Annotated in this window: 16 protein-coding genes; 7 read left to right on the top strand and 9 right to left on the bottom strand. The window is 62.2% G+C overall.

The window, feature by feature from the left end; genetic code table 11:
- Nucleotides 1–178: 178 nt before the first annotated feature.
- From CNX70_RS09995 to CNX70_RS09985, 3 genes are all read left to right on the top strand, one after another.
- Entirely contained in the window at nt 179–454 is a 276-nt protein-coding gene (locus CNX70_RS09995; protein ID WP_096234568.1) for a hypothetical protein, read from the top strand.
- 77 nt (nt 455–531) lie between these two features.
- The gene (locus CNX70_RS09990; protein WP_096234567.1) at nt 532–2,079 is read left to right on the top strand and encodes a TerC family protein; all 1,548 of its coding nucleotides are present in this window, start codon (nt 532–534) and stop codon (nt 2,077–2,079) included.
- Between the two features lie 67 nt (nt 2,080–2,146).
- On the top strand, nt 2,147–2,725 hold the full coding sequence (locus tag CNX70_RS09985; protein ID WP_096238370.1) for a DUF3617 domain-containing protein: 579 nt from the start codon (nt 2,147–2,149) through the stop codon (nt 2,723–2,725).
- Here CNX70_RS09985 and CNX70_RS09980 read toward each other — a convergent pair.
- On the bottom strand, nt 2,713–3,822 hold the full coding sequence (locus CNX70_RS09980; protein ID WP_096234566.1) for a porin: 1,110 nt from the start codon (nt 3,820–3,822) through the stop codon (nt 2,713–2,715). The genes CNX70_RS09985 and CNX70_RS09980 overlap by 13 nt on opposite strands.
- A 318-nt stretch (nt 3,823–4,140) precedes the next feature.
- On the opposite strand from CNX70_RS09980, the gene CNX70_RS09975 reads away from it, so the two are divergent.
- The gene (locus CNX70_RS09975) at nt 4,141–6,252 is read left to right on the top strand and encodes a site-specific recombinase (protein WP_096238369.1); all 2,112 of its coding nucleotides are present in this window, start codon (nt 4,141–4,143) and stop codon (nt 6,250–6,252) included.
- Nucleotides 6,249–7,640, top strand: coding sequence for a cardiolipin synthase (gene cls, locus CNX70_RS09970; protein WP_096234565.1), 1,392 nt, complete (start codon nt 6,249–6,251; stop codon nt 7,638–7,640). The genes CNX70_RS09975 and cls overlap by 4 nt, the downstream gene beginning before the upstream one ends.
- 18 nt (nt 7,641–7,658) lie before the next feature.
- Here the strand turns inward: cls and CNX70_RS09965 are convergent, their stop codons facing one another.
- The 4 genes from CNX70_RS09965 to CNX70_RS09950 form a co-directional block, all read right to left on the bottom strand.
- Nucleotides 7,659–8,039, bottom strand: a complete 381-nt coding sequence (locus CNX70_RS09965; RefSeq protein WP_208624515.1) for a hypothetical protein — start codon at nt 8,037–8,039, stop codon at nt 7,659–7,661.
- Nucleotides 8,040–8,290: 251 nt separating this feature from the next.
- Complete coding sequence (locus CNX70_RS09960) at nt 8,291–9,109, bottom strand: metallophosphoesterase family protein (RefSeq protein ID WP_096234564.1); 819 nt, start codon at nt 9,107–9,109, stop codon at nt 8,291–8,293.
- 3 nt (nt 9,110–9,112) lie between these two features.
- The gene (locus tag CNX70_RS09955) at nt 9,113–10,027 is read right to left on the bottom strand and encodes a diacylglycerol/lipid kinase family protein (protein WP_096234563.1); all 915 of its coding nucleotides are present in this window, start codon (nt 10,025–10,027) and stop codon (nt 9,113–9,115) included.
- Nucleotides 10,028–10,032: 5 nt separating this feature from the next.
- The gene (locus CNX70_RS09950) at nt 10,033–10,791 is read right to left on the bottom strand and encodes a phosphatase PAP2 family protein (RefSeq protein WP_244199099.1); all 759 of its coding nucleotides are present in this window, start codon (nt 10,789–10,791) and stop codon (nt 10,033–10,035) included.
- Between the two features lie 140 nt (nt 10,792–10,931).
- Here CNX70_RS09950 and CNX70_RS09945 point away from each other — a divergent pair, with 140 nt between their 5' ends.
- Nucleotides 10,932–11,156 (top strand): hypothetical protein, encoded by a 225-nt coding sequence (locus CNX70_RS09945; RefSeq protein WP_010396348.1) that lies wholly within the window; start codon nt 10,932–10,934, stop codon nt 11,154–11,156.
- 94 nt (nt 11,157–11,250) lie between these two features.
- Here CNX70_RS09945 and CNX70_RS09940 read toward each other — a convergent pair whose 3' ends face one another.
- The 4 genes from CNX70_RS09940 to CNX70_RS09925 all read right to left on the bottom strand — a co-directional run bounded on the left by CNX70_RS09940 (nt 11,251) and on the right by CNX70_RS09925 (nt 16,204).
- On the bottom strand, nt 11,251–12,351 hold the full coding sequence (locus CNX70_RS09940; RefSeq protein WP_096234562.1) for an AI-2E family transporter: 1,101 nt from the start codon (nt 12,349–12,351) through the stop codon (nt 11,251–11,253).
- 92 nt (nt 12,352–12,443) lie between these two features.
- A complete protein-coding gene (locus tag CNX70_RS09935) occupies nt 12,444–13,634 on the bottom strand; it encodes a DUF1501 domain-containing protein (protein WP_096234561.1) in 1,191 nt (396 codons plus the stop codon).
- Between the two features lie 20 nt (nt 13,635–13,654).
- Nucleotides 13,655–15,202, bottom strand: a complete 1,548-nt coding sequence (locus CNX70_RS09930; protein WP_096238366.1) for a DUF1800 domain-containing protein — start codon at nt 15,200–15,202, stop codon at nt 13,655–13,657.
- A 99-nt stretch (nt 15,203–15,301) separates the two neighbouring features.
- Nucleotides 15,302–16,204 (bottom strand): LysR family transcriptional regulator, encoded by a 903-nt coding sequence (locus CNX70_RS09925; RefSeq protein WP_096234560.1) that lies wholly within the window; start codon nt 16,202–16,204, stop codon nt 15,302–15,304.
- A gap of 105 nt (nt 16,205–16,309) precedes the next feature.
- On the opposite strand from CNX70_RS09925, the gene CNX70_RS09920 reads away from it, so the two are divergent.
- The gene (locus tag CNX70_RS09920) at nt 16,310–17,323 is read left to right on the top strand and encodes a zinc-binding alcohol dehydrogenase family protein (protein WP_096234559.1); all 1,014 of its coding nucleotides are present in this window, start codon (nt 16,310–16,312) and stop codon (nt 17,321–17,323) included.
- Nucleotide 17,324 lies beyond the last annotated feature (1 nt).

Below are 17,324 nucleotides of genomic sequence, written 5' to 3'. Positions count from 1 at the left end.
GAATGATTGCATTCACGCAATTTACGGCATACTTATCAGTTACGCAAGTCCCTGTCATCAAGCTGTTATGTGCCCGTGTTATACTCGCGATTCCAGAACTATCTGCCTGTATATGAGACGAGCTCTCGTCCTGCTCTGCCTTTTTGTTTTCATCGCCTTGCCCCAGGCGTTCGCCAGCATGGCTTACGCCAGCCCTTCCCCATTCCAGCATGCAATCGCGGCCGGCGCTACCGCCACGTCCGTCTTCGGCATCGATTGTCCCGACGCCAGCCTCCACGCCGGCTTGCTTGGTGACAGCTGCGACGCCGAAGAATGCGACAACGATCCCATCACGCTGTACCCGACCTCGCGCCAGGGCGCGCCGTTTTGCGCCATCATTTGGCAGGCGGGACCGGGCGCACTTGCCGAAGCCGACGCGCGGCAGGCCACCCGGCCGCCGCGCGTCCGCCACTGACACCGCAGCACCCATCACGCCTGGGGCACTTGCCGCCAGGCAAATTTGATACTTACTGAATTTACAAGGTTACACACATGGAATGGTTATTTGACCCGACAATCTGGGTCGGCCTGCTGACGCTGGTCGTACTGGAAATCGTACTGGGTATCGACAACCTGATCTTCATCGCCATCCTGGCCGAGAAACTGCCGCCGCACCAGCGCGACAAGGCGCGCGTACTGGGCCTGACCCTGGCTCTCGTCATGCGCCTGGGCCTGCTTTCCCTGATTTCCTGGCTGGTCACCCTGACCACGCCATTGTTTTCCCTATGGACATTCTCGTTTTCGGGGCGCGACCTGATCCTGCTCTTCGGTGGCCTGTTCCTGCTGTTCAAGGCGACCAGCGAGCTGCATGAGCGCCTCGAAGGCATCACGCACGCCCAGACGGGCCCGAAAGTCTACGCCGGCTTCGGCCTGGTGGTGGCGCAGATTGTCGTGCTCGACGCCGTCTTTTCGCTCGACGCCGTCATCACGGCCGTCGGCATGGTGGACAATCTGTACGTGATGATGGCGGCCGTGGTCATTTCCATCGTCGTCATGATGCTCGCGTCGAAGGTGCTGACGCGCTTCGTCAACGCCCACCCCACCGTCGTGGTGCTGTGCCTGAGCTTCCTTCTGATGATCGGCCTCTCCCTGGTGGCCGAAGGCCTGGGCTTCCACATTCCGAAGGGCTATCTGTACGCGGCCATCGGTTTCTCGATCGTCATCGAGTTCTTCAATCAGCTGGCGCGCCGCAACTTCCTCAAGCTGCAATCGAACGCGCCGCTGCGCGACCGCACGGCGCAAGCCGTCCTGAGCCTGCTGGGCGGACGCAAGGGCCGCGAAGCCGTCGAAGAGCATGAAGTCAAGGCAATGCCCGATGTCTCCGCCTTCGGCGTGGAAGAACGCAACATGGTCAGCGGCGTGCTGACCCTGGCCGAACGCTCGATCCGCTCGGTGATGACGCCGCGCGGCGACGTCTCGTGGGTCAACCTGAACGACAGCAGCGAAAAGATGCTGCAACTGCTGCGCGAAACGCCGCACAGCATGATTCCTGTCTGCAATGATGACCTGGACAATGTGGCCGGCATCGCGCGCAGCAAGGACCTGATCGAAGACCTCGTCTCGCACGGCAAGATCGACCCGGCCAGCATGCGCGAAGCCGTCGTCGTGCCGGAAGCGGCCGGCGTGCTGAAAGCCATGGAAACCCTGAAGCGCTCGCGCGGCCAGCTGGTGCTGGTGGTTGACGAGTTCGGCACCGTGCAAGGCGTGCTGACGCCCATCGACATCCTCGAAGCCATCGCCGGCGAATTCCCCGACGAGGATGAGCTACCCGACGTGGAGGTGCTGGGCCCCGGCCACTGGCGCATCGATGGCGCCACCGACCTGCATTACCTGGAGCAAGTGTTCGAGACGGAGTCCCTGGTCAGCGAAGACGGCGACTACAACTCGCTGGCCGGCTTCCTGCTGGCGCATTTTGAAAACATGCCGGCCGTGGGCGAAGTGTTGGAACTCGATGATCTACGCTATGAAATTGTCGAAGCGGACGAGCGCCGCATCGCCTGCGTGGACGTGCGCCGCATCGAGCCCGATCACAGTTTGTAACACAATGGCAAGCGTACCCCGCTTGCCATGCCGTATGCTGGGGTCTGCCTTTTTTGGAGACGCCAACATGAAACACTCTTTGCTACGCCTGACCCTGCTGGCTTGCGCCGCCTTGGGCGCCCAAGCCAATGTCATGGCCGCCTCGCAGGCCGCCGCCATCAAGCCGGGCCTGTGGCAAGTCGACAGCAAGATGGCCTCGCCCGATGCCGCCACCGACAACGCCATGTCCATGGTGCTGCAACAGCTGGGCAACCTTCCTCCCGATCAACGCAAGCAGCTGGAAAGCATGGCCGCCAGCCGCGGCATGGCCATGCCCACCGTGGGCGCCGACGGCGCAGTGCGCGTGACGGCCTGCGTGACGCCGGAAATGGCTGCGCGCAAGCAGATTCCCACGGGCCAGCCCGGCGACTGCAAATCGAAAAATACGGATATCGCGGGCGGCATGCACGTATCGTTCACGTGCGCGAATCCGAAATCGAGCGGCGAAGGCAAGGTGTTATTCAGCGGCGAGCAGGCGTTCAGCATGCAACTGGCCGTGACGACCAGCGCGCGCGGCACGCCGGAACAGGTGAATGTGACGAGCAACGGCAGGTGGCTGGGCGCCAGCTGCCCGGCCCCTGCTACGACAGCAGTTCAGAAGCCGTGACGGAAGCCCAGATTAAAAGCCGCGTCACCGCGTCCCGCGTCGCTGGCATTGCCCACCGTGTAGCGGGCGCCGTTCTTGTTGTGGATCTTCGCGTAGGACGCGTAGAAATCGCTGCGTTTTGACAGGCAATACGTGAGGCCGACGGCCACCTGGCTGGCGTCGCGGTTGGCCAGGTCGCGGTCATCCTTGTGCACCCAGGACGCCAGCAGCTTGAATCCGCCCACGGGCACGGACACGCCCAGCAGGGTGTCGCGGCTGTCCGACGACGACATCGACAGGGCCAGCGAGCTGTAGGCGTTGTTCGGATCCCACGGCGAACTGCCATAGCCCTTGTTGACGCCCACGGCGGCAAAGGCGGTGGCCACTTTCAGGTCGACATTTGCCGCGATCAGGGTATTGCGCGACGACATGTCGATGGCGGGCAAGGTGCCGGAGGCGAGGATGAAGTTGTTCTTGCGCTGGTGCGACACGCTGACATTCACTGCGCCGGCCGAATAGCCGAGCGTGGCGCCATACGCGCGGTTGTTGGCGCTGCTGTACGGCGACTCGCCAAAACTGTAGATGGCGCTGGCGGACACGCCGCGCAAGGCGGGCGACACGTATTTGACGGTATTGTCGTAGCGTTTCACGCTGTAGCCGGCCAGGTTGCTGGCGCTGCCGGCCATGCCGCCCTTGAACGGGTCGGCCACATCGGTGAGCGCCAGGTATTGCAGGTTGTACTGGCGCCCCAGGGTCAGCGCGCCCAGGCGGCTGTCGAGGCCCACGTAAGCCTGGCGGCCGAACAGACGGCCGTCTTCCGACTGGCCCGTGTCGTTCTGCACGCCCGCTTCGAGGGTAAATACGGCGGACACGTCATTGCCCAGCGCTTCGCGGCCCTGCAGCCCCAGGCGCGAGCCGGATGCAACGCCGCCGGATACCTTGCTGCTGGCGCAATTGGCGGCACAGCCTCGCTCGGCAACGATGCCTGCGTCAAGCACGCCGTACACGGCAACGTTACTCGATGCGGCACTGCCTGCGCCATCGGCGGCCTGGGCCGTTGCGCCCAGCACGAACGGCCCCATCCCTATCACAGCAAGCGCAAAATACGAGGTCTTCATGATAAATATCTCGGTGACGTGGGTGAAACTTCCCGGTATTGATCAGGACATGCGCTGTGTGTCACATCCCAGTGTTACCTTATCCTCGCTTTTTGTCCAGCCATCCGTGCGTTGTACAACAGAAACTTCAGCTTAGCCCCGGGAAACACGTCGCGCACTGACAACACGCAAATTTGACCATGATTGTGGCAATCTGCGGCAAAATGGGGTTAAAAGCAGGCCCTGCCGCAAAGCAATGTTCGGTGGCGAACGTTGCGCGATTTGACGCAGGCGGTACACTACTGGTTTTACCGACAGCGGCTCGCCCGTTTTTTTTGCATGCTAGCTATCCTCGAACGCATTGACCCGAACTCCAGCAATATCGACTTGCTGGTGGCATTATTCAACTCACTGCGTCCCAAGCGCCCGCACGACAGCGCTACCGCGATCGCCAACGTGCGCACCCTGCGCCAGCTACTCAAAGGTAACCCCGCGCAAGCGCGCGCCCTGCACGAATACGTGCTGCGCGTGCTGGCCGCGCGCCGCCACGCCAGCCTGTACACGGACATCGGCGTGCTGTCGAACAGCGGTTTTTTCACCGAATTGAAACGCCGCATCGCCTACCGCATGCTGCCACCCGCCTTGGGCGACGAATACCTGAACGACGCACTCGACCAGGTGCTGTACCTGAAGACCGATTATTTATGGATCAGCAACGTGCCCGCCACTGACTGGCTGGAACTGTTCGACGTGCTCACCAGCGACGATATCGAACTGGCCGTCGGCGATGGCAATATCATGCTGCCCGGCATACTCGACGCCATCCGCACCCTGTCCTATCGCGTCTGCGCCATGGGCCTGGAGCCGGAGCTGACACGCTTTCACAATGAAATCGAAGTGTTCCAGTCCCCATTCATGGTGCAGAACACGGAAGTGAACGCCTACCTGGACGCCTACTCGAATCTGCTGCAAGGCAATATCGAGCACATCGAGGACGCGCGCCACCTGCTGGTGATGCTGGACCAGTGCGATGCCGTCATCGCCAAGATCCGCAAGAAGGCGCTGTACCAGGGCACCAGCATTCCCCTCACCTATTTATTGGTGGCGCTGGCGCAAAGCATCGACCGCCTGCGCAAGCTGCTGTTCCTGGTCGACACGAGCGGCGAGCTGCCCGCATCGTGCAACGTGGATATCGCCGCCATCACGGTGGACGCCACGCAAGACTTGCTGCACCCGCAACCGGTCAGCCGCCGCCGCGCGGGCGCCGTGGGGCTGGCGCTGGAACTGATCCGCGCGCATAACCACAAGTACAAGGTCAGCGACCTGTTTTCCGACAATATCAACTTACTGGCGCGCAATGTGACGGAAAACGCCAGCCGCACGGGCGAGCACTACATCGCGGAAAACCGGCGCGAGATGGGCGCCATGTTCCTCTCGTCGGCGGGCGCGGGCGTGATCATCGGCTTCATGGCCCTGTTCAAGATATTGATGTCGTATCTGCGCTCGGCGCCGCTGGTGGAAGCGTTCATGTTCAGCATGAATTACTCGATCGGCTTCATGTTCATCCACTTGCTGCACTTCACGGTGGCCACCAAGCAGCCAGCCATGACGGCCTCGCGCATCGCCGCCGGCCTGCACAGCAAGGATGGCCGGAATATCGACCTCGACAGCATGGCCGAACTGATCAACAAGGTCTTCCGCACGCAAAACATGGCCGTGCTGGGCAACCTGGCGACAGCTATCCCCACGGCGTGGCTGATCGCGCTCGGCTACAAGGCGATCACGGGCCACCACCTGGTATCACCGGAAAAAGCCATGCACTTGCTGCACGATATCGACCCCATCGGCAGCCCCGCCATCTTTTACGCCATGATCGCCGGCGTGTGCCTGTTCGTGGCCGGCCTGATTTCCGGCTACTATGACAACCAGGCGCTGTACACGCGCTGGGCACAGCGCATCGCGCAATTGCGCGGCCTGGGCCGCATCATCGGCCAGGATCGCTTGCAGCGCCTGGGCTGGTATCTGGAAAACAACTTGGGCGGCCTGATGGGTAACTTCTATTTCGGTATCCTGCTGGGCTCCATCGGCACCCTGGGTTTCCTGATCGGCTTGCCCATCGATATCCGCCACATTACCTTCTCGGCCGCCAACTTTGCCACGGCGCTGGTGGGCCTCGACCACAACATGAGCTGGCAGCTGGCCGTCAAGTCGCTGTCGGGCATCTTCGCCATCGGCACGGCCAACCTGCTGGTCAGCTTCGGCCTGGCCCTGTGGGTAGCCCTGCGTTCGCGCCAGGTGCGCTTCAAGCACGGCATGCAATTGTTGAAGATTCTGGGCAAGCGCTTCCTGCGCGCGCCCATCGTCTTCTTCTTCGGCTCGAAAAACCCGCCACCGCTGGCACTGCTTGACGACTCGGCAAACCTGTCACCCACGACCAAGGCTCAAAAATGATCACCAGGCGCATGCAATCCTGCCTCACCGCCCTACTGCTGTGCTGGACCCTGGCTGCATGCGCCTCGCTGCCCGATGTCAAGAACCTCAACACCACATTGGCCCCCGTGGCCAGGCCCAATGTGATCACGGGCAAGGGCGCCTTGCTGAACGTCAACAGCCGGGCCGCCCTGCTCAACAAGCGCTGGGCCAAGTCCGGCATGGACTTGAAGACCCAGGCTGCGCTGGAAGAGGCGGCCACGGGCGTACCTTTAATCAAGGGCAACAAGGTGACCCTGCTGTTTGACGGCCCGCAAACGATGGACGCCATGTTCAAGGCCATCAGCGAGGCGAAGAACAGCATCAACCTGGAAACGTATATCTTCGACCAGGACCCGCTGGGCCTGAAATTTGCCGATATGCTCATCGAAAAGCAGCAAGCGGGCGTGACGGTCAACGTCATCTATGACAGCGTGGGCACGCTCGGCGTGCCACAGGCGTTTTTCGAGCGCATGCGCGCGGCCGGCGTGCGCCTGGTGGCCTTCAATCCCGTCAATCCCGCCAAGCTCAAGGGCGACGACTGGAAGATCAACAACCGCGATCATCGCAAGGTGCTGATCGTCGACGGCAAGATGGCGTTTACGGGCGGCATCAATATCAGCGATACCTATGCGAAAAGCTCGCTGTTCCGCTCGAAATCGAAAGCCACCGACAAGAAGGACGTGGGCTGGCGCGATACCCACGTGAAAGTGGAAGGTCCGGCCGTGGCTGCCTTCCAGTGGCTGTTCATCCGCACCTGGGCCCAGCAAGACCAGGCTGACTTGCCGGACGCCAATTATTTTCCCGTCCTGTCCGAAGTGGGCGACAAGCTGGTGCGCGTGGTGGCCAGCGAACCGGACGGCGGCTTTGAAATCTACAAGGCGTATATCCTGGCCATCCAGGAAGCCAAGAAATCCATCCACATCACCTCTGCCTATTTCGTGCCCGACCAGCAGACGGTCGACGCCCTGGTGGCGGCCGCCAAGCGGGGCGTGGACGTTACCGTGGTGCTGCCCGGCGTGTCCGACAGCGGCCTGGTATTTCATGCGGGACACGCCCTGTACGATCAATTGCTGGCCGGCGGCATCCGTATCTTCCACTTGAAACTGGCCGTGCTGCACGCCAAGACGGCCGTCATCGACGGCGCCTGGTCAACGGTAGGTTCGACCAACATCGACATGCGCAGCTTCCTGCACAACAGCGAACTGAACGTGATCGTGCTGGGCGACAGCTTCGGCCGTGAAATGGAAAACGCCTTCCAGGAAGACTTGCGCGACTCGGAAGAGATCACCAAAGCGAAATGGGAAACGCGGCCCATCTCGGACCGCATGAAGGAGTGGGCCGCGCGCTTCATGAATTACTGGCTGTAATCGCGGCCTGCCGCATGCTCAATACGCGATATTCGCCATGACTTTATATCGCGGAGGCAAGGCGCTATTCAAGGCCAGCACCTTGTCCAGGATAGCGGCTGTGGGTGTGCCTTTCGAGCGTTCCAGTTGCAGCAGCTCCGCGCGCGCCTTCGATGCCGACGCGGCAACGCCAGCGAAATAGGCTTCGGACTCTGGTGTCTGCAGTTCGCCAGAAGCGGAATAGCGCACTGTCGGCCAGTTCGAAATATCGATCAGGGGAAAAGCACCGTTATCCGGTGCCGTATTGATAGCGAGCAGTTTTTCCGCTTCTGCCGGGTCGGCCTTGGCGCTATCGAGCAACCGCGTGCGGTAGATGGCGCCAGTGGCGCCATCTACCGCACGCGCCTTGCCTGTTGGCATTCCCGGCTGAAGTTGCCGCCGACTCCGTTACCGAAGCAAATACTGCGGCAAAGGACTTGTTTTCAGGGCGGGAAAGCGTATCCACGACGCGCGGGGAGACGGATGATGCAGTGGTCATTTTTGAGTCGATTAACATATATTTCTCCAAAACAATATATTATCGCGATTATAACGACTCCGCCTGCTGATCATTTGCCGATCAAACCTGTAAATACCGTGCTATTCGTCTGTCAATATCCCCTTTACTCCCACTACAGCGGCCGCAAGCTGGCCCACACGCCGCCTTCGCGCTCGAACGCTTCCGTGCTGACCTTTTCAAAGTCGGCGCTATCCTCATTCCAGCTGTAGCGCTCGACTCTGATGCCGCTGTCTTCGATGCGGATGACATTGAACGAGTTCGATTCGCCCCTGCCCCGCGTTGACGTGGCCGTGCCCGCCTGCACCATCAGGGCGGCGTAGCCGTCGATCTTGTAGCGCGCCGAGGTGTCGCCCGCATGGCTGGCGTGCAAATGGCCGGCCAGCAACAGGTCCACGCCGCATTCGGAAAACATTTGCAGCGCCAGCGGCGCGCGGTCGACCAGGTCATCCTTGTCGAAATGCTCGGGCAAGTCAAAGGGATGGTGCGTGACGATGATGCGCGTCAAACCAGGCGGCAAACGGCCCAGGCGTTCACGCAGGACATCGATCTGCTCGTGGCTGATGCGGCCATCCTTGAACGTCAGGGAGCGGGCCGTGTTGATGCCCAGCACGGCGATTTCCTCGTCCACGTATTCGGGCGACAAATCGTCCGTCACATGGCGCCGGTATTTCACCAGCGGCGTCAGAAAGCGGGAAAAGACGTTATACAGGGGCACGTCATGGTTGCCCGGCACGATGATCTGCGGCCCCGGCAAGCTGTCGAGAAAAGCCCGCGCCTGCTGGAATTGAACGCTGCGGGCGCGCTGCGTGAGGTCGCCCGAGACCACCACTACGTCCGGCTCCAGGCGCTCAACCAGGGCGCGCAGGGGTGCCAGCAAGGCCGCATCGACCCTGCCAAAATGCAAATCGGATAAATGCACGAGGGTACGCATGGTCTACTCCTGGGCTGGCGCCGGCGCGGGCACGATCACCTCCAGCGCGGCGGGACGGATGCGGTAGCGCAGCGGCGTATTCATGATGGTCACTTCGCCATCGGTGGCCACGCGCAGGCGGCGGTGTTTCGTGGCAATTTCCAGGTCATTGGCCATCAGCATATCGAAATCCTTGGCTTGCGACAGTTTGCCGAACAGCGCGTGCAAGGCCAGTTTCAGCAAGCCCAGGCGGCCCGGGCGCTGCGCCACGTAGAGGCTCAACTGGCCGCCATTGAGCCGCTCGCGCTCGCCGATATTCAAGCCTTCCATCAGGTATTCATTATTGCCGATGAAAACGAAAGGCGTGCGGCGCGCATGCACGGCGTCCTTGAGTTTCAATTGCACGCTGAGAAAGGGATAGCGGCGCAAGGCCGCCACCAGCGCCCAGCTGAAGGCCAGCCACTTGCCCCGTCCCAGCCGGCGCTGCTGCTTTTCGCGGTCGCGCACGATATCGGGATACAGGCCCAGGCTGGAATTGTTCAGGAAGATGCGGCCATTCACTTGGCCCACGTCAACCTGGTGCAGCACGCCGTGCGCCACATTGGCGATGGCCGCATCGAGCGCCAAAGGAATATTCAAATCCTTGGCGAAATGGTTCAAGGTGCCCAACGGCAAGACGCCAAACGGCGTGCCGCTGCCGACAACCACGGAGGCGACGGCATTGATGGTGCCGTCGCCGCCACCGGCCACGACGATGGGCGCGCCATCGCGCAAGGCCTGCTCGGCCGTGGCGATCATGTCGGCGCCGCTTTGTGCCAGGGTGATGGCAGCGTCGAGGCCCACGGCCTGGAACTGTGCTTCGAGCTGCTGCGCCCAGTCGGGCGCATAGCCGCAGCCGGCGCCCCCGTTGATGATGACTGCAATTTTACTCAGGATCATTCCCCTTATTTGGTTTGCCGGATATGCCGGCGGCGGCGCAGGGTCGACACGCCGGCGATGCAGATGGCCAGCCAGCCATAGCTTTCCGCCATGGCCGCCAGCACATCGCTCAGGTAATGCGCGCCCAAGTAAATGCGGCTGAAACCCACGAGTGACGCCATCAGGAAGGCGCCCAGCGCGATGGCGATGCGCTTGCCCCACGCACCGGGCGCCGTCTGGCAAATCAGGTAGGCAGCGAGCAAGCCGTACAGGGCCGTCGACGTGGCCGTGTGGCCACTCGGAAAGCTGTACGTGCTCAGGGCCGTCTGCAGGAGGGGCTCGTCAAAACTGGGCCGCGCGCGGACAAAAATGTACTTTAGCAGCAGGTTCAAAAACATGACGCCCGGCATGGTAATGACCAGGGTAAACAGCCAGTAGGTGGCGCCCTTGCGTTGCAGATACCAGCCCAGCAGGGTCGCCAGGGTAATGGCGCCGAGCACGCCGTGCAGGTGCGTGACGACCAGCAGGCAGCTGGTGATCCACGGCACCGCATGCTGGTTGAACCAGTGCGCCACCTGCAAGTCGATCACCGTGATCTGGGCCATGCCCATCACGGCTTCGGCGATCTCGTGGAACACCACGATGGCCACCAGCATCAGCGCCACACCCACCGTCATGTGCAGGCCCAGCTCACCCTCGGGCGACAGGCGCGCCTCGACGAAGCGGCGCAGTTTCATGGTCCAGCCCGTGGTCACGCCCATGTCATTTTTCTCTTGCAAACTCATCTCTCTTTCATGTTCCTGGTGATGATCAAAAAACCACACCATTAAAAAAATACTGTTTATTCATACAGTAGCTGTGTTTTCATACAGTAGTTATGCTATTCTGATGACTCGTTCAACACATCTCCCTCAAAGGAATTGTCATGGCAACATTGAATAGCGGTTTTGGCTCACGGTTCGGCCTGGAATACGCCCCAAGCTCTTTCCTCGTCCGCATGGGCAAGCGCGAAATCCTCGTCTGCCGCGACTTCCGCAAGCGCTACTACACCGTCAATCCCCTGATCGAGTGCGGTACGGGCATCGAGCCGGGCTATGTTGAAGTGCTGCTGATGCGCCGCTGGCTTTTAATCTTATCTAAAGCGCATTAAGTCCACCTTAACCGCGTAGCGGTCCAGGTGTTCCGCCCGGCCACGCCGGGAACGCGCCCAGTACCGGCCAGCGGCAACGCTGGCCGACCCCTCACTACTGTGTGCGTTCCGGTGCGGCCGGGCTGGCAGGTGTTTGCACTGGCAGCACCTTGTCAGACACATTCGCTTCGTACCACAAGGTCACGAACAGCACCATCACGACGGGACCGATGAACAGGCCCACGAGGCCCAGGGCTTCCACGCCGCCCAGAATGCCGAACAACACGGCCAGGAAGGGCAAGCGGGTGGCGTTGCCGATCATGCCGGGACGCACGAAGTGATCGGCCACGAACAGCACCACGGTGCCCCACACGGCCACGCCGATGGCGGCGCCCACATTGCCCTGGATGACCAGCAAGGCGGCCGCGCACAGGTAAGCCAACGGTGCGCCAAAGGGGATGATGGCCAGGATGCCGGTGGCGAACGCCCACAGGGCCGGCGACGGCAAGCCGGCGATGGCGTAGGCGATACCGATCAGCACGCCTTCAGCCAGGCCCACCAGCACCAGGCCGTTGACTGTCGCGCGTATGGCTGTGGGAATCTTTTGCGCATAGCGGCCCCAGCGCTCAGGACGCAGGAAATGGCTGCCGACGGCCGTGATCTGGCGCGTCAGCGCTTCGCCATCCTTGTAAAAGAAAAACAGGCACAAAAAGGCCAGGCCGAAGTCGACCAGGCGGTGGAACACGTCCGCGCCAAGGATTTTCAGGATGTCGCGCGCGGAATGAAAACCGCCCACGGCGCTGCCCGCAAAAAAGTGGCCCAGACCATGGGGCTGGCTCAGGGTGGCTAGCCACCAGTCGCCGATGGCGCTGTCGGCCAGCGGAATATGCGCCACCCAGTCCGGCACGGGCAAGCCGTCGGTATTCGCATGGACGACAAAATTGGCCAGCACGGGCACTTCGCGCGCCGCCTGCGCCACGCCGAACAGCACGGGGATGATGAAGATGCAGGCGAACGCCAGGGTCAGCACGGCCGCCGCGATGATGGTGCGCTGGCCCAGCGCCGCGCGCACGCGCAGGTACAAGGGCCAGGTGGCCACGCACAAGATGCCGGCCCACACGAGCGGCAAAAAGAAACGCTGCATGACGAAGGCCGTCACGGCAATCAAGGCCAGGGAAAAGCCTGCGCTGACGATGTCGCGCTGGGTATCGGTCATACCGCTCCATTCGTGCCTCGCACCGGGGACAGGGACGGGGCTTGGTTACGCGCCAGTTGCGCAGGCGTAGCGTAACACGGAGGTTCGCTGATTTACACGAGCCCCAGCTCCACCGGTTTGACGCCGGCAAACACGTGCTCGAGTTGCGCCGGCGTCAAACCGAAGGTGCGGCGCAGCAAGCCGCCCAGCACGGCGCGGTATTCATTCAGCACAGGCATGTCGCGGTTCTGGAACAAATTCGCCTGCGAAATCGCCACCTGCTCGCCCGCCACCTGCTTGCCCTTGATCCCGCCGCCCAGCACCCAGAACACGCTGCCGTGGCCGTGATCCGTGCCGCGGTTACCGTTTTCGCGGAAGGTGCGGCCAAATTCGCTGACCACCACCACCACGGTATTGCGCCACTCGCTGCCCATTTCCTGCGAAAACGCGGCCAGGCCCCGCCCCAGCTCATCGAAACGCCCCGCCAGGTAGCCGTTGGCGCCGCCCTGCCCCACGTGCGTATCCCAGCCGCCCACGTCGACGAAGCCGATATTGTATTTATCCTTCATCAAGCGGGCGATGCGCTGCGCTTCCAGTTCAAAACCCTTGGTACTGATGGCGTTGCGGTTGGCCGCCTGCATCTCTCCCGTCAATTCCTTCGTCACATCGTCGCGCACGGCAAAACCCGCGCTGACCGGTTGCTGCAGGGGCGTGCCCTTGTACATGGCGGCGATGACCTGGCTTTGACGCGCATCGATGCCCGACTTGCCCACCGAGCGCAGCCCCATGTTCGGCACTTGCACGCCGCCCTGGAAGATCAGAGGCAGCTGGTCGGTGAAGGAAATGGCGTGCTTGCCCTGATTGGCATTCAGGCTTTGCGCCAGCCGGTTCAAAAAGCCCGAGCGGAAATCGCGCCGGCCACCGATCTCCTGCCCCAGTTCAATGCTGTCCTGCGTCTCGAAATGGCTGCGCGTCAAATCCGTCGTGCCCGCAAATGGAATGAAAGCCGCCTCGCCGCCGTTGAACATGGGGTAGATGGTCTCGCGCAAGGCTGGATGCAAGGCCCAGTCCGCATTCAGGGCCAGCGCACCGTTGTCCGCGCCGGGTTTTGCAATGGCGATATTCGGCCGCGATGCATAGTAAAAATCGCTGCCGAGCGGCACCAGCAAGTTGTTCGCGTCATAGCCGCCGCGCAAAAAGACGAACAGCAACCTGGCATTCGTGGCGGGTGCGGCCAGCAAGCTGCCTGCATGCGACAACAGGGGCGCGGCGGCCAGGGCTTTCAACAGGTCACGACGGTGCATGGCAATCCTCCGGTTTCAACTTAGCGGTGCATCATTTCGGGTGAAGAAAGAAGAAATGTATTCCACTCCTGCGGCGAAGCGGCCTGTTCCAGAGCCTGGCGCGTGGCGGGACTCAAGGTCGGCTGCAGCGACTGGTAGTACAAGGCGCTGGCCAGCTGGGGAAACGCCACCTTTTCCTGCGGCTGCGGGCCATCCGTCTTGAACAGGCCGGCGCTGCCCGAACCGATGGTGCGGGCGATATCGAAGCGCGTATTCATCTGACCGGGGCTGGCCCAGGAGGCGTCCGTCAGCGGATAGCCATCGGGCGTCTGGCGTCCATACAGGGGCTGGCCCATGCGCGAGAGCCAGTTCAGCATGGGACCCGCGTTCAGGATGGGCTTGTCGTCATAGCTGAGGCGCACGGCCGACACCACATAATGCATGGGGTCCTTGAATTTCTTGCCCAGCGACTGCCTGAATTCGGGACTGTTGAACATGGTCTGCAGCACGTCGGCAATCATGCCGTCACTTTTCTGAAAGGTGGCGGCCATGCGCGCCACCAGCGGCTCTGGCGGATTGTCGCCCACGAAATACTGGGCCAGCTTGCCGCTGATGAAATGCGCGGTGGCGGGACTGCGGCTGAGGCGATCCAGCGCTTCGTCGAGTTCGGCCAGCCCCCTGCCCTTCACCGTTTGCCCGAGGAATTGCTTGTCACCGTAATCGTGGCGGTTCGGGTTGAATTCGAACAAGCCCCGGCGCACGTATTGCGATTGCAGCGCCGGTTTCACCTTCGGCGTGTCCCCTCCCAGATTGACACCCACGCCGGTCAGGATGCGCGCCAGTTCCTGCACGTCAGCCTGGCTATAGCCGCCGTTGACACCCAGGGTGTGCAGCTCCATCAGTTCGCGCGCATAGTTTTCATTGATGCGACGGGCGGCGTTGGCTTCATTGTCCAGGTAGCGCAGCATGGCCGGATGGTGAACGGTCGCGCCCAGCAAGTCACGAAATTTCCCCAGGGCATGCGGCGCGATGGCGTTCGCCTCGTAATCGCCGACCATGGCGCGCAAGTTGTGCTTGCCCTGGTGCACGCTGAAATGGTTGAGCCAAAACCAGCTCAACTGCTGCTGCAGCTGGTTCGGCGAATACACGTCCAGCAACAGCGAACGCGTGGCCGCCTCGCGCGCCAGGCGGTTGAGTTCCTGCTGGTAATCCTTTTGCGCCTGCTGCTTCGCCATGTCGTCCATGACGGCGGCCGACTCCTTGCGCTTTTGCTCTATCGACATCACCAATTGATCGAGCGGTACCTGACTGATGGTCAGGGCGTCGATCTGCGCCTGCACGGCGGGCGGCAGGCTGGTTTTGCCTGGGTGCAACTGCGCCTGCAGGTAAGCGCTCCAGCCGTCCTTTTGCAACTGGCGCACGCTGCCGCCATTCACGCCCCAGCTGACCCGTTCCAGCATGGCGATGCCTTGCGCGGCATTGTCGGGCGCGGCGGCGGCATGCTGCGCGGCCGGCGGCGCCGTCGCGGCGCAGCCGGCCAGCAACAGCAGGCACATCAAGGTCGTCGGCAACAGTCGGTTCGGGTTCATGGCCATCCTTCAAGCGGTTTCATGCAGAATGCCTGAGGGTACGCCCAGGTTGACCTGCGCATGATTGCCATTTGCAACGAGTTGTAATTAATAGTGCTGTTATGCCAACTCCGCACACTTGTCACGCAGGAAATCGCGCAGTTGCAGCACCAGCGGCGTCACTTGCGCCCGGTGCATGCACAGCAGCTGCAAGGGCGTGGCCTCGCCCGCCACCTCGGGCAGCAGCACCTGCAGGCGGCCGGCCGCCACATCGCCGGCAACGTCGAGCCGCGATTTATAGGCGATGCCCAGGCCCGCCACGGCCCAGCGCCGTACCAGGTCGGCATCGTCGGCGCTGCGATTGCCGCTCACTGGCACGGTGACTTGCTCGCGCTGCGGCAGGCGGTAAAAAGTCCAGCGGTCGTGCAAGCCATCTTCCAGCGCGAAGCGCAAACAATTGCGCTGCGACAAGTCTTCCAGCGCCAGCAGGGGGCCGTGCGCGCGCAGGTAAGCGGGCGAAGCCACCAGCACGCGGTCGTTGGCAGGCGCAATCGGCATGGCGACCATGCTCGAATCGTCCTGTTGGCCGTAACGCAGGGCAATATCGACTTGCTGGCGCACCATGTCGGCCACCCGGTCGCTGACGCTGAGCTGATACTGCAGCTTCGGGTGGCGCAACTGGAATTCGTCCAGCCAGCCCAGCATCAGGTTACGGCCCAGGTCGGACGGCATGGCAATTTTCAAGGTTCCGCCGAAACTGTCCTTGCCGGCCAGCAGCGCGTCATGGCCCGCGCGCAGCAGGCGCAAGGCTTCGCGCGCGTGTTCCAGGTATTGCGTGCCTTCCGCCGTCAAACTCAGCGAACGGGTCGTGCGGGTCAGCAGGCGGAAGCCCAGCTCCCCTTCCAGGCGCTTGACGGCGGCGCTGGCCAGCGCGGGCGAAATGCCGATCTCGCGCGCGGCCGCCGACAAACTGCTCCGGTCGGCCGTACGGACAAACACCTGCAAGTCATCGAGTCGCAGCAATTTTCAGCATTCCTTTGAAAGTGTTTCGCTACGCGCCCTCTTTTTCCCGGACGCGAAAGCAACCATCATACGTCATCGCCTCCCCACTCTAGCCCAAGGATTAGCATGAAAGCCATCGCCTACCACCACAGCCTGCCCATCACGGATGCAGCCGCCTTGCTCGAAATCGAGCTGCCCACACCGGTCGCCACGGGGCGCGACCTGCTCGTCGCCGTCAAGGCCATCTCCGTCAACCCCGTCGACGCCAAGGTGCGCAAGAACCGCGCGCCGAAAGAAGGCCAGCCGGAAGTGCTGGGCTGGGATGCGGCCGGCGTCGTCACGGCCGTCGGCCCCGACGTCACCCTGTTCCAGGTGGGCGACAAGGTCTGGTACGCGGGCGCCATCAACCGCCCCGGCAGCAACAGCGAATTTCAATTAGTCGACGAGCGCATCGTCGGCCACATGCCGGCCAGCCTGGACTTTGCGCCGGCAGCCGCCCTGCCCTTGACGGCGATTACCGCCTGGGAATTGCTGTTCGAGCGCCTGCAGATCAGCCGCGACAAGAGTCTGACGGGCAAGTCCCTGCTGGTGATCGGCGCGGCCGGCGGCGTCGGTTCCGTGCTGGTGCAGTTGGCGCGGCAATTGACGGGTGTCACCATCATCGGCACGGCCTCGCGCGCGGAAACGGCTAACTGGGTCAGGGAACTGGGCGCCCATCACGTGATCGACCACAGCTTGCCGCTGGCAGGAGAAATTACGCGCCTGGGCTTGCCGCCCGTCGATTACGTCATCAGCCTGAACCAGACCGACACGCATTTCGAGCAGATCGTCGAACTGATCGCGCCGCAAGGCAAGTTCGCCCTGATCGACGACCCCGAGCACATCGACGTGCGCAAGTTCAAGGGCAAGAGCGTGTCGCTGCACTGGGAACTGATGTTTACCCGTTCGCTGTTCCAGACGGCCGACATGGTACGGCAGCATGAACTACTGGAAGAACTGGCGCAGCTGGTGGATGCGGGCACCATCAAGACCACCCTGGCCGAGCGCTTCGGCACGATCAACGCGGCAAATTTGAAGCGCGCGCATGCCCTGCTGGAAAGCAACACGGCGAAAGGCAAGATCGTGCTCGAAGGCTTTTAAA

This window comes from Janthinobacterium svalbardense, assembly GCF_002327145.1.
GTDB lineage: Bacteria > Pseudomonadota > Gammaproteobacteria > Burkholderiales > Burkholderiaceae_D > Janthinobacterium > Janthinobacterium tructae.
This window is presented reverse-complemented; position numbering and strand designations above follow the sequence as displayed.